The 13,792-nt window shown below is 50.9% G+C and carries 5 protein-coding genes, 1 pseudogene and 1 CRISPR repeat array (1 of these 7 only partly in view); of the genes and pseudogenes, 3 read left to right on the top strand and 3 right to left on the bottom strand.

All coding sequences use genetic code 11. The annotated features are described in order from the left end of the window. Positions 1-7,859: a CRISPR direct-repeat array (repeat unit 25 nt; unit sequence GAAGCATCCTAGAAGGAATTGAAAG); it begins 5,427 nt to the left of the window's first position. A gap of 25 nt (positions 7,860-7,884) precedes the next feature. Both HS1genome_RS08745 and HS1genome_RS13345 read right to left on the bottom strand, forming a co-directional pair. Then, a complete protein-coding gene (locus HS1genome_RS08745) occupies positions 7,885-8,115 on the bottom strand; it encodes a heavy-metal-associated domain-containing protein (RefSeq protein WP_126450520.1) in 231 nt (76 codons plus the stop codon). Positions 8,116-8,130: 15 nt separating this feature from the next. Then, positions 8,131-8,528 (bottom strand): annotated as a pseudogene (locus tag HS1genome_RS13345) (winged helix-turn-helix transcriptional regulator). A gap of 142 nt (positions 8,529-8,670) precedes the next feature. Here HS1genome_RS13345 and HS1genome_RS12775 point away from each other — a divergent pair. Beyond that, entirely contained in the window at positions 8,671-9,993 is a 1,323-nt protein-coding gene (locus tag HS1genome_RS12775) for a heavy metal translocating P-type ATPase (RefSeq protein WP_229768243.1), read from the top strand. 46 nt (positions 9,994-10,039) lie between these two features. Further along, positions 10,040-10,735, top strand: a complete 696-nt coding sequence (locus HS1genome_RS12780; protein WP_229768244.1) for an HAD-IC family P-type ATPase — start codon at positions 10,040-10,042, stop codon at positions 10,733-10,735. 687 nt (positions 10,736-11,422) lie between these two features. On the opposite strand, the gene HS1genome_RS08760 is transcribed toward HS1genome_RS12780, so the two are convergent. Beyond that, positions 11,423-11,707: a hypothetical protein gene (locus HS1genome_RS08760; RefSeq protein WP_126450522.1), complete on the bottom strand. Its 285-nt coding sequence runs from the start codon at positions 11,705-11,707 to the stop codon at positions 11,423-11,425. 1,725 nt (positions 11,708-13,432) lie between these two features. On the opposite strand from HS1genome_RS08760, the gene HS1genome_RS08765 reads away from it, so the two are divergent. After that, positions 13,433-13,792, top strand: a complete 360-nt coding sequence (locus HS1genome_RS08765; RefSeq protein WP_126450524.1) for a hypothetical protein — start codon at positions 13,433-13,435, stop codon at positions 13,790-13,792.

Genomic DNA, 13,792 nt, shown 5'->3' on the forward strand with positions numbered 1-13,792 from the left:
AGAAGGAATTGAAAGTATCATGCTCTTTATCAACAACTTTCTTGCAACTACAGTTGAAGCATCCTAGAAGGAATTGAAAGCGTCGGAGTCCTCGTCCGAGGAGGTGGTGGGGGAGGAAGCATCCTAGAAGGAATTGAAAGGTGTTTTCTGTTTTTCTCGCGTGGTTCTCAAGAAGGTCTGAAGCATCCTAGAAGGAATTGAAAGTTACACCGCGAACGGAACGGCACAGTTCAACGCGTCCGCTGAAGCATCCTAGAAGGAATTGAAAGTGTAGACCGTGTTCATGAGTATCTTTCGACAGTAAGAAGCATCCTAGAAGGAATTGAAAGCTGAACAGGGGTACCCCTGGTTCAGGGAGAAACTTGTAACGAAGCATCCTAGAAGGAATTGAAAGATTCTCAGTCTTCCAGCCCGGATCAGTCTAGCAGGTTCCGTGAAGCATCCTAGAAGGAATTGAAAGCGGCAAGTACGGCGCCTTTTGGGTCAGCGGTCGGGCCCGGAAGCATCCTAGAAGGAATTGAAAGCGATCAACCCTCCCTGCGACACGGTCTCCCCGGAAGGTAGAAGCATCCTAGAAGGAATTGAAAGCGACCTCGGCCAATATACCGCTCCTCCGGAGTCCCCCGAAGCATCCTAGAAGGAATTGAAAGGGTTTGTGCCACTTTCCCAGTTGTCGATAGTCACCCTCGAAGAAGCATCCTAGAAGGAATTGAAAGTCTGAGCATCCATCAACCCACTGACAACACTGTGCCCCATGAAGCATCCTAGAAGGAATTGAAAGGCTCCGTCGCACTTCAAAGGGGGGAGAGAAGCATGGGAGGCGAAGCATCCTAGAAGGAATTGAAAGAGGGGAGAGATGAGGGGAAGGGGAGAAGGGAGAAGGGGTTAGGAAGCATCCTAGAAGGAATTGAAAGCTACCGTTATGCAATACGGGACGTACGGGTCTCGTCCGTGCGAAGCATCCTAGAAGGAATTGAAAGCAGGACCAGTGCGAGGAAACTTAACGTAATGGGGTCAAGTGGAAGCATCCTAGAAGGAATTGAAAGGTTCATGTCTAACGTGAAATCCATTCGGAAAAACTATATGAAGCATCCTAGAAGGAATTGAAAGAAACAGATTTTCATAGACTTCGGCGGCAACGAACCGACGAAGCATCCTAGAAGGAATTGAAAGTTTATAGGCGGAATTGAGCCTTTGTTCCCAATTGCGGGGAAGCATCCTAGAAGGAATTGAAAGCGACTGGGAAATCAAATTCTTGCCATGTGTTGGCCGGAATTGAAGCATCCTAGAAGGAATTGAAAGATGTAAACTTTGTCAAAATCATAAAACCCCATATTTTTCAGAAGCATCCTAGAAGGAATTGAAAGTACTCCCCGTCGTAAACAACGGGGAGGTTGGGAGTGGGAAGCATCCTAGAAGGAATTGAAAGCATCCCAGCTCGGTGCCGCACCTGCGGCAGAAGCATCCTAGAAGGAATTGAAAGTAACTCCCTCTCACTCTCATAGTATTCCGTGATCCGGCCCGAAGCATCCTAGAAGGAATTGAAAGATGGGAAAGAGGAATAAATTGGTAGGCATCTCCACTCGAAGCATCCTAGAAGGAATTGAAAGAAACATATGGCGACCCTATCCTACCCTCGCCACCCCGAAGCATCCTAGAAGGAATTGAAAGTCGTCCTCCGGGTCCTCGTCCGAGGAGGTGGAGGAGGAGGAAGCATCCTAGAAGGAATTGAAAGATTCCTCCCCCGCTTTTCCTATAATCCTGAAACATGCATGAAGCATCCTAGAAGGAATTGAAAGGTGATCCGGCCCCCGTCGTTGTGGAATACGTACTTGAGCCGGAAGCATCCTAGAAGGAATTGAAAGTACGGCGCGGCGAGGGTGACCACCCCCACCGCATACCTTCTCTTGAAGCATCCTAGAAGGAATTGAAAGTTAAGTACGTGTGCCCCACATACACACCCGCCATCATCCTTGAAGCATCCTAGAAGGAATTGAAAGTGTTTTCAACGTCCTGCGCCGTGACTTCGCGCCACGTGTCGAAGCATCCTAGAAGGAATTGAAAGTTGTAAGTCGTATTGCGTCACCGAGTTCATCAGCACGTTGAAGCATCCTAGAAGGAATTGAAAGTTCTCGAGGACCGAGCCCGAATTTACGGGCACTTTTTCTTGAAGCATCCTAGAAGGAATTGAAAGCGTCGGAGGGGACGAGCTCCCAAACACTCGTCCCGTCCCGAAGCATCCTAGAAGGAATTGAAAGTGGGGGGAAGGGGATAAATTGATAATTCGTCCCCCCCGCGTGAAGCATCCTAGAAGGAATTGAAAGACCCCGGTGTAGGTGGGAGTGGTGGGAGTGACGGTGGAAGCATCCTAGAAGGAATTGAAAGTAGTCGACGTCCTCGATTCGAACATATGGACCTTCGCCGGGAAGCATCCTAGAAGGAATTGAAAGCGAATTCGGCAAGCGTCATCACGTAGTCGTCGAGCCACGGAAGCATCCTAGAAGGAATTGAAAGCTGAGCTCGCGCATGGGAAGACGGATGTTGCCGTATGTCGAAGCATCCTAGAAGGAATTGAAAGTCTACCCCGGCAAATACGGCCTTTACTCCCTGTACGGGTATGAAGCATCCTAGAAGGAATTGAAAGCTTGCACGACAGGACGAGGACCTGTCGGTCCCCGTCCTTCAGAAGCATCCTAGAAGGAATTGAAAGAACAATATCAGAGACAGTATACCAAAGTCAATAATTTCTTTGAAGCATCCTAGAAGGAATTGAAAGCCGAGGTCGTACTGAGTCTCAGGAACGCAGGGGGCGCCGTGGAAGCATCCTAGAAGGAATTGAAAGATCACAACGTCGCAACCCTCCCTCACTTCCCATGCCTTTGGAAGCATCCTAGAAGGAATTGAAAGGCACGATCCTGCCTTTGACGAAGTGATCCTTAGTTATGAAGCATCCTAGAAGGAATTGAAAGTCCTTTTGCGACCCACCCTCCACATCCTCAGCGACCGCGAAGCATCCTAGAAGGAATTGAAAGCCTAACCCCACCCACCTAACCCTTTTTTTCCTTCTTCCCTTGAAGCATCCTAGAAGGAATTGAAAGGCTCTTCGACTTGGTCGGGGTCGATGTACCACTTCACCAATGAAGCATCCTAGAAGGAATTGAAAGTAGTTCATGCTGCAAAACCCCCAGATTTCTTCGGAAACCTTGAAGCATCCTAGAAGGAATTGAAAGACCTCCCCTGGGGAGGGAGGCAAAGGCGTTTTTTCGATCTCGAAGCATCCTAGAAGGAATTGAAAGGCTGCTTTCCACCCTGTTGGGGGTTCACGTGCCCACCAACAGAAGCATCCTAGAAGGAATTGAAAGAGGTAGGGTCCACTGACCCATATCGTATCCTCAGTCTCGAAGCATCCTAGAAGGAATTGAAAGTAGTTTATACAGGGTCTCTATATCCCCACTACTAAAAAATTGGAAGCATCCTAGAAGGAATTGAAAGTTATACCCCAGGTAAGCGTACCTGGGGTACGTCACATACTGAAGCATCCTAGAAGGAATTGAAAGGCGACCTCGAGGGCGTCCACGTGCCCGCGGAGGCGGCGAGAAGCATCCTAGAAGGAATTGAAAGATCATGGTCGTATTTCTCTTGCATACTTTTACATTCTTGGAAGCATCCTAGAAGGAATTGAAAGTTAAGGGGTGCTTTCCGAGCCTCCCTTTCGAGAGGCGCTTGAAGCATCCTAGAAGGAATTGAAAGTCCAGCAGCCCGTTAAGTTCCGAGCCCGAAACGGGCGCTGAAGCATCCTAGAAGGAATTGAAAGTATCGCTGAAACGAAGCCATCGCTTATCAAGCCCTTGACTTCGGAAGCATCCTAGAAGGAATTGAAAGCAAACAGAGGAGCCGTCCCACCAATGGGAGCGGGCTCCCCGAAGCATCCTAGAAGGAATTGAAAGTCGCGGGGAGGCTAATTGCACTCTTCTCACGGTGGTATATAAGAAGCATCCTAGAAGGAATTGAAAGACCAATTCATCGCCCTCTCCCATTCCTTCACCCCGTATTGGAAGCATCCTAGAAGGAATTGAAAGACGATTGGAGCGAGGTGCCGGAAGACCTTCGCTACGAAGCATCCTAGAAGGAATTGAAAGAACTAACTGAGGCTCTTGCTCGAGGAGCCTCAGGATCGAAGCATCCTAGAAGGAATTGAAAGCCGGGAAGGGGAGACAAGGGTTCTGTATGGAATTCCACTTTGAAGCATCCTAGAAGGAATTGAAAGCTTTAAGGGCTTGTTCCAACCCTTCCTTCAAACGTTGAAGCATCCTAGAAGGAATTGAAAGCCCTGAGGTCTTTGATGTACGTTTGCGCTTTCTCTCCGTGAAGCATCCTAGAAGGAATTGAAAGTCTGCGGGTGCCTTTTCCTCTTGTTCTGACATTTTTCCTTGAAGCATCCTAGAAGGAATTGAAAGCCACAAGAAGGGGTTGGCCTCTGGAATCTTATCGATCCGGTGAAGCATCCTAGAAGGAATTGAAAGATTCTGGAAAAAAATACGGAGGAAACTACCCTCCCTGTCAGGAAGCATCCTAGAAGGAATTGAAAGACCAGGAACGACAACCGAGTTTCCCTTAACGAGTTGGCACGAAGCATCCTAGAAGGAATTGAAAGACAGTCTCCAGGTCCCTCTCATTAAAAAACTCGGGAAACCGAAGCATCCTAGAAGGAATTGAAAGATTTATACCGTATCTCCTAACAAGATACTTTTCAGCAAGGGAAGCATCCTAGAAGGAATTGAAAGCGGTTACAGGTACGGGCCTTGTGGCCTCCGTCGGAGCCTGGAAGCATCCTAGAAGGAATTGAAAGTGTGGTTGTAGTCCTAGTTCATGCTGCAAAAATCCCCAGATGAAGCATCCTAGAAGGAATTGAAAGTTCTCCCGCTGCCGTCCCCCCTGCCTCCTCCCTTTTTTTGAAGCATCCTAGAAGGAATTGAAAGTCAAAGCCACCCCTTCCACCTGCCGGTAGTACTCCTCGAAGAAGCATCCTAGAAGGAATTGAAAGAATGAGGGTGGTGGGAGCGGGCCCGCAGGGGAACCCGCGAAGCATCCTAGAAGGAATTGAAAGGTTGCTCCCTCTCAATATGGAGTCGTGGGTGTGAAGTTGGAAGCATCCTAGAAGGAATTGAAAGCTTATCTTGGTTCCACGTCGTGGCCCATACGACTCATAGGAAGCATCCTAGAAGGAATTGAAAGCACAGTTCACATCCCTGTTTCCAGCAGGGATTTTTACCATGAAGCATCCTAGAAGGAATTGAAAGGAAACACCGAGAGATTGCCTTTGGAGGTGGCACCGAGAAGCATCCTAGAAGGAATTGAAAGAATTCGTGAGTGAGGAAACTCCAGATTTCCTCACTTATCTTGGAAGCATCCTAGAAGGAATTGAAAGATGAGGGGAGAACCATGAACGTTCAACAATTAGTAGAAGCATCCTAGAAGGAATTGAAAGGGGGCGAAGCGTAAACCGACCTGTAAGGCGACATCAACAGAAGCATCCTAGAAGGAATTGAAAGGTTTCCATTCCTTCTGCACAATATGGGGTGAAGGAAGAAGCATCCTAGAAGGAATTGAAAGACCAACACCCCGGCCGTCTTAGGGTCGGCTTCTGGGGCGGTGAAGCATCCTAGAAGGAATTGAAAGCCATATTGGAGTATTAATACGTGGGCACTTCGCTTGGTCGAAGCATCCTAGAAGGAATTGAAAGCTTCGTTTCCCCAGGCTTCCCACCGAAGGTGGGCACAGCCGAAGCATCCTAGAAGGAATTGAAAGGTTCGGAAGGAAGATGCCTAAATTGCCGCTCGAATCGAGTGAAGCATCCTAGAAGGAATTGAAAGAGGATAATGATAATTTCGTGTGGTTGCAATCCCAATTCGTGAAGCATCCTAGAAGGAATTGAAAGTACTCGTAACGTTGTCGGGAGGTTCGTCGTACCGTTCTCCGAAGCATCCTAGAAGGAATTGAAAGTTATTGATTCGAACTATGTCCCCATTAGGAAGCTTTATGGAAGCATCCTAGAAGGAATTGAAAGAGTACCTCTGGTGTTTCAGTACAAACGCGACGTGGAGGGGAAGCATCCTAGAAGGAATTGAAAGCTGCCACTTCGTCTTGGGTGATTTTCTTCGAGGGATCGGGAAGCATCCTAGAAGGAATTGAAAGATTCTTCCTCCTGCCGCATATGTGATTTTAAAGCATTCGAAGCATCCTAGAAGGAATTGAAAGACTCGGTCAAAAACAAATATCCCGATTTAACTTACGGGAAGCATCCTAGAAGGAATTGAAAGAGGCAGGAAGCATATACCTATCGAACCCAACAACAAGTTTTGAAGCATCCTAGAAGGAATTGAAAGACATTCTTCCGACGTATACGCCTACGATGACGGCCACAGCCGAAGCATCCTAGAAGGAATTGAAAGGATCTTTCTGTTCTTTCTGTTCCTTTAGTGTTCGAAGTGAAGCATCCTAGAAGGAATTGAAAGAAAGGCTATTAAACACCCGGGTCGTGTCGTTAGAGCGATGAGAAGCATCCTAGAAGGAATTGAAAGATATATTAGGCTCCATCATTCTCCCCTTCACTCCGAGTGGAAGCATCCTAGAAGGAATTGAAAGGGTTGAAGTAGTAAACTCCGCAACGAACCCTATTCCTGTTGAAGCATCCTAGAAGGAATTGAAAGAACCCGTACTCCAGTCCTACGACAGCGCCAACCACCATCTCCGAAGCATCCTAGAAGGAATTGAAAGACATGACTCTTATCAAGAATACTGCTGAGTTTTTCTAGCGTGAAGCATCCTAGAAGGAATTGAAAGCAACTAACGTACCATAGTTTCTCTTCCTTCGACCACCTTATGAAGCATCCTAGAAGGAATTGAAAGGATCTCGCGGATGCCGGAGACGAAGAGCGGTGACTCCATGAAGCATCCTAGAAGGAATTGAAAGTAGGCCACATACCATAGTTTCTCTTCATTGCTCCATCGCAGAAGCATCCTAGAAGGAATTGAAAGGGGTTAACAATTACGAAAAGCCAGTACTAGACATGAAGCATCCTAGAAGGAATTGAAAGGTAGGCGAGGGGTTGCACATATTGTGCCCCCTCACCGAAGCATCCTAGAAGGAATTGAAAGGGTGGGGGGTCGTCGACCTCCCATTCGATGTCATTGTCTGAAGCATCCTAGAAGGAATTGAAAGTACCAAATTCTGTCTGTCATTCTAACTTCGTATTTTGTGGAAGCATCCTAGAAGGAATTGAAAGCCAGGAGGTCTGGTCACACTCTGCCCGCCCAGACTGTGAAGCATCCTAGAAGGAATTGAAAGTTGGTCAAGTTGGTGCGGGCTATGGGGTACTCTCAAGAGATGAAGCATCCTAGAAGGAATTGAAAGTGTTATGAAAGTGACGCTGACGTTCTTCGCCTTGATTTTGAAGCATCCTAGAAGGAATTGAAAGGCGCGCGTCCTTGTACCCGTACAGGGAGTAAAGGCCGAAGCATCCTAGAAGGAATTGAAAGTTATTGATTCGAACTATGTCCCCATTAGGAAGCTTTATGGAAGCATCCTAGAAGGAATTGAAAGAGTACCTCTGGTGTTTCAGTACAAACGCGACGTGGAGGGGAAGCATCCTAGAAGGAATTGAAAGCTGCCACTTCGTCTTGGGTGATTTTCTTCGAGGGATCGGGAAGCATCCTAGAAGGAATTGAAAGTAAAGGGGGAGGTTGTGTATACCACTCCTAACATATTTTAGAAGCATCCTAGAAGGAATTGAAAGATGTGACCTGGGGCGGTATTTTTTCGTACAGGAAAGGCGAAGCGTCCTAAAAGGAATTGAAAGAACTTCGTAACGACGATGTCGAGTTTCACTTTTCCCTTATCTCTCCACATAAGTAGCCTGCGTCGACAATCCTCCTCCTTATTTCCCTCTCCACTTTCCCCAGGTCCAGGCCCTCATCGACCTTCGCGTAGGCTAGCCCTCCCTTGAGGTCCACCTTCACTTCCCAAACTCCCTTCACCCCGCTCAGAGCCTTGGTCACGTTGATCCTACACCCCTCACATTCCATACCTTTGACCTCAATTACTAACGACTTCATGTAGTTTGCTATAACTCACGACTTATTAAGACCTAAACTTACTCGCCCTTTACTTACTTGGGCCGAGTTAAGTATGGGGCAGTCGCTGTGTCCCGTGTACCTAGACGCCCACTTGAATAACGGGACGACGGACTTCCTCAGTTTCCTCCCCTCACTAGTTAGGGAGTAACTAACCCTGGGGGCGAGTTACCCACTACGACCCTCTTCACTAGGCCCATGCTCTCCGTTTGTTTCAAGACGTCGGAAAGCGCCTTTGGCCTGATCCCATCGATCGCTTTCAACAACTCATTGAAACCGACTCCCCTCCCGTTACCTATTACGTTGAGGGTCAACAGGAACCACTTCCTGGAGATTACGTTCACCGTGCTGACTAGAGGACAGGACTGCTTAGCGACTTTACTGCCCTTAACCATGTTACTTGCTATATACTTTGTAGTTTATATCCTTATTAATTAGTTACGTTCTCCTCGGGGCGAATCGGAAACGGGAGCATCGAGAAGGGAAGAGACGTCGGAGGATGAGGGTATTAGGATAACGCGGCTTTACGTCGGGGGAATGGCGTGCGCCTTCTGCGCCTCCACTATAGAGAGGGGGTTGGCGAAGGTCAACGGGGTCAAATCGGCGAAGGTTTCCCTGGAAACCGGGGAGGTTTTCGTGAGGCACAGCCCTTCGGTACCCCCTGAGGTCTTAAGGAGGGAGTTGGAGGGGCTCGGGTATTACGTTTTCGAGGGGAAAAGGGATTCCACTCACTTGCTGAGGGACTCCAGGAGGAGGTCCCTGTGGAGCTGGGTCCTCACCTCGATCTCGCTGCTGCTGACTCTGCCCATGATGGTGAAGGCCTACGCGCTGCCGGCTTACTCCTTTTACATCAACGTGGCGGTGGTGTCGATTTCCCTGTTCTACATCGCATTTCCCATTCACAGGGGCGCGCTGAACGCCCTGCGGAGGGGAATCCTGAACGAGCACGTACTCTACGGGGTATCCGGGATCTCGGCGTACGTCCTAGGTCTCTTGGGTCTCCTGTACCCTGGCCTCAGGGAGTTCCTGTCGATCTCTGCCCTGCTCACCTCCCTCCACTTGACGGCGGGGTGGATGGGGGCTTACCTGAGGTATAGGGTGGAGCAGTCCCTGTCGAAGGTCGTCGAGTTGAGGCCTCCCGTCGCTCACTTAGCTAGCGGGGAGGACGTGCCGGTCACCGGACTAAGGGAAGGGGATGTGGTAATGGTTAAGCCTGGCGAGAAGGTCCCCCTGGACGGAGTGGTGATCGGCGGTGAGTCCGAGGTGTCCGAGGCCGTCATAACGGGGGAATCCGAGCCCGTTTTGAAGAGGACGGGGGACGCCGTGATCGGAGGTTCGACCAACGGCAGTGGACACTTAGTGGTGAGAGTCACGACGGACTACTCCGGCAGTTTCCTGTCTAGGATTTTAGGGATTGTGGACGAAGCCAAGCGAAGCAAATCACCTGTTTCGACGTTCTTCGAGAGGATCGTGGACAGGGTGTGGGTTCCACTAGTTCTCTCAGTTTCCCTCCTGACCCTCCTGGGCTGGGGCGCGTACGGGGCGTTTACGGGGGGCGACCCGTTCGCCTACCTATTCCGAGGAGTGGTGAGCGCACTCCTGGTATCGGTTATAGGGTACCCGTGCGCTATAGGGTTCTCCTCCCCGGCAATGGGGCTCTCGCTGTTCGAGAGGTACCTGAGAACAGGGGTGATCCTGAGGGACGTCGGGGCGCTGGAGAGGCTCGGCGAAGTGAGGACGGTGGTCTTGGATAAGACCGGAACCATCACCTACGGGCAGCCCGTGGTGAGGGGTTTTCACGGTGAAGACAGGGCATTAGTTTACGCGTACTCCTTGGAGAGGTTCTCCGCCCATCGCTAGGGCCATAACGCGGTACGCCGAGGGGAAGGGGGTTGAACCCCTCGAGGTGGCCAACTTCAGGGAACTCCAGGGGAAGGGCGTCGTGGGGGAGGTGGGAGGCCGTGAGGTTTTCGTGGGCAGGCCTGGGGCAACTGTCTGCGAGGACTCTCCCACCCTCGACGGTAACGTCGCTGTTTGCGTTGATGGGGAACTGGTGGGTCGATTCGACGTAGAGGACGACTTGAGGAGGGACGCCGCGGAGTTCGTGGCGAGGTTAAGGGCCATGGGGATGCGAGTCGTAGTGCTGAGCGGAGATAGGGGAGACAGGGTCAGGGCGTTGGCGGAGAGGCTGGGTATCCGGGAGTACTACGCCGAGACGTCCCCTGAGCGTAAGGTGGAAGTGATAAAGGAGCTGAAGGGGAGGGGCGGCGTCGCGATGCTCGGGGACGGCGTGAACGACGCAGCGGCCTTAGCCCTAGCCGACGTATCCGTTGCCATGGGAAACGCCGTCGATCTCTCGAAGAACGCGGCCCACATCGTGCTACTGAACAACGACCTTAAGGGCCTCCTGTCGATACTCGAAAGGAGGGGCACGTTGAGCAAGGCCGTACCGTCGAACGTGGCTTTAGCGCTCCTGTACAACGCGGTGGGGATCCCCTTGGCCGTGTTGGGGACGTTGAGTGGGATGCTCGCGATGGTCGTCATGGTGTTGAGTTTGGCCTCGGTCTTCGCTAACGCGAGGCTATCGGCATTGTACGCCTAGGGTGAGCTGGGGGATAGGAGGACAGGGTTTCGACCTAGGGGGAGTTAGGGACAACCCTCGGAGGTGTGTCCGATAAGGTCCCTCCGCGGCGTAGGGAAGCGAACTGTCCCCCTAGGCCTACTACAAGGGGTAGGAAAATGTACCTAGTGGGGGAGTAAACGAAGTTCAAGGGACCTCCCTCTCCTACGAGGTGTGGTAGCTGAACCTAGGGAAGTCACCCCGAGAGGCCTGACGCGTCTTCCGTGTGCTCTCCAGACACGACGTCCAAGTGCGTCTGGGACTTCCCTTCGAGTAGACTGGAGCCTCGCCTTGCGGATCCACCTCAGTAGTCCTCGTAGTGGCCGAAAATCTCCCGCTTCCCACAGGAAAACACCCCGTAGGGCTCTGACCAGCCCGACCTTGAAAACCCCCCGGTGCTCCAGCTTGAGCAGGGAGTGGGCCGAGGGAGGCCGAACCACGCCTCTCACTGTCCATTAGGCTGAAGACGAACTCCCCCATCGCTCCGACTATTTGGGAGTACCCCCTGAAGTGGTGGTAGTAATCCAACACCGCTACCCCGAATCATCCTAAGGGGAATTGAAATAGAGAGGGACGGGAGAAGGCCCCGATGACGAGAAGCATACTAGAACGAATTGAAAGAGAGGTTCAACGTTGTGGCTCCTTCGTGTGAGTTGAGGGCGAAGCACACTAGAAGGAATTGAAAGGCGCCTCCTTCAGCACCCCTGCCGAGGACGGTGTCTTCCTGAGGCGTCCCAGAAGGAATTGAAAGCGTAGGACCTTCACTGCGTCGCTAGAAACCCCTGCGAAGGAGCATCTCAAAAGGAATTGAAAGAACGTCGCTACGGCGTCACCGATCTTCACGTCAGGCACGTGTGGGCCGGGCGATTTTCCGGCCGTCGCTACGAGGTAGAAGAAGTTCCGGGAGTTCGAACGAGGGTTGACAACCTTAATTGATATGGACAGCTGAGCCAAAGGGTCGCAAAACCTACATTGCGCCAACCCCCCCACAACGAGGTGATGGAACGGGGGTTCGTCAAGCCCGGCCTGAAAATGGACGTAGGGAGTTCGAAAGGGTGGTGTGGGAGGGTAAACTTCGGCCGACAAAGACTTTACTTTTAAAACCCCGTTTTCGTCACGGGACAATACCTGGTGAACGGAAAGGTTCGACTTCTACTTTCCGAAGGCTGGCCGAAAACCAATGTAGAAGGCTACGCGAGGATGTGGATGAACTTCCTTATGTTCGGGGAACGAACCTGTAGAACGAATGTGAAGAATAGACGGTCGCCTACTTATCTCAATTCGAAGACCGGAACACAGAGATAAACACAAGCGAAGCGATCGAGGATCTCTTAGTGGACGTTACAGAGATAAACTCAGGGAAATAGACGTGCCACCTTGAGATAATGAACTACAACGTTTTTCCGAGGAACATGTCAAAGAAATCTCAACCGCGACGTAGACGACTTTTACAGAGTAGCTCTAGAGAACGGGTACGAGTTAGCTCCGAGGATCGACGGGCTAACTTGAAGGTGGACGACTTGGTCGAGCGAAGCCGTCCAACGCAAGTCGAGTCGGAAAAAGGAGGAAATTGCGGATTCCAGTTTCGCCTGAACTCTGCGACACTTGAAGAAAGACGAAGGTGAATGCCTCTTTGGAAAGGGGGTAGACCGTTTCGCCTCAACTCCAAAACCTAAGTGTAGGTGAACTAGGATACGACCACGTCGAGTGCCACGACCTATCCAGGCGCTCACGTGAGAGTGCCCGGAACATAAAAAATTTAATTTATATTTCAAAAAATATTCATATTTTATCATTTTTCTATCTATAATTCGAATCATTATCTCGGGGAACGGAGTCTCGCGATGGACGGTTTACAGGTTATCCAGACATAACCTTATACCTAGAATAATTCTTGTCTCTATATCAATATTTTCGTCGAAATGTTTGCGTTCCGTACACTGTCACGTGAGACTAACCTCTTGAAGCGAGGAGTCTACATCTACGCCTTCTCCGAGTTCTCCCCGCACGGAAACGTGAGAAGCTACCGTTTACCTGCACTCCCGAGACAGAGAATCTACGGTGTTTAACTTCGATTTGACGGACAAAGAGAGGGAGGAGATACCGAATATACCACCAATCCAAGAGAAGGACCCGAGGGATCTCGGGAGCGGTGGGAAGTCCGAGTCCCTGCCTACACGCTGCCGGAGCTGGTGGGCGAGGGAATGGTGGAGATCACCTTCGGGTCTAACGAGAGGACTCTGTTGGAACTGGGGAACGTCAACTACGCCGAGGCCCGGGTTGGATTTTCAACGGAGAAGCGAGTGAACCCCCGAACTCTCCCGGCCGAAGGACGTCGACTCCAACCAGTTCTTCGACGTAATATTGGGTCTCCGCGACGTTGAGGACGTCTTCAAGCTAGGTCTCAGGAGAAAACCCCCACCACACTCCTAGTGGGCCCCGGGGTTAGACTCTCTCTCCTCTGGCGCGGTTTTACCGATGGGGCAGAGTCGAGGGAAGTCGGGTTGGCGGAAGCGACGCAGTCCGTGGAACCGGGCTACCTCGTGATCCACGAGATAGACAAACCGCCCAGGACCGGTCCGTACTGCTGGCCTTGATGGAACAGGGGATATTGAGGACAAACACGACCTACACGTTCACGAGGAACTTAACGTTTACGCAGCCGACGACATCGAGAAGTTGAAGAGGGAACCGGTTTCCAGGTTCACGGCGCTGAAAATACCCGAGTACGACGGGGAGCGGTCGACGAAGGTGGAGAGGAGGGAAGGCAAGTCGAAGGAGTACTCGGAGAGAGTTTCGAAACTCTCAGTCCTCTCGGGTCATCGGGGCGTTAGAGACGCCGTCGAAATGCCTAGGATAACGAACACCTCGGAGGAAGCGGAAAAGGCTATAACGACGTGGAAGAAGTACCGGAACTGCTGTAGCCCTTCCTTAGAGGCTTCGTGCTTCGGGCCGATGTTACCGAAAGTGGGGGTTGAGGGGGAGGAAAGCCTCACCTTTCACGGGAGTGTAGCCCCCTTATATTCAAATACTCGTTAG

Source organism: Sulfodiicoccus acidiphilus (assembly GCF_003967175.1).
GTDB classification, from domain to species: domain Archaea; phylum Thermoproteota; class Thermoprotei_A; order Sulfolobales; family Sulfolobaceae; genus Sulfodiicoccus; species Sulfodiicoccus acidiphilus.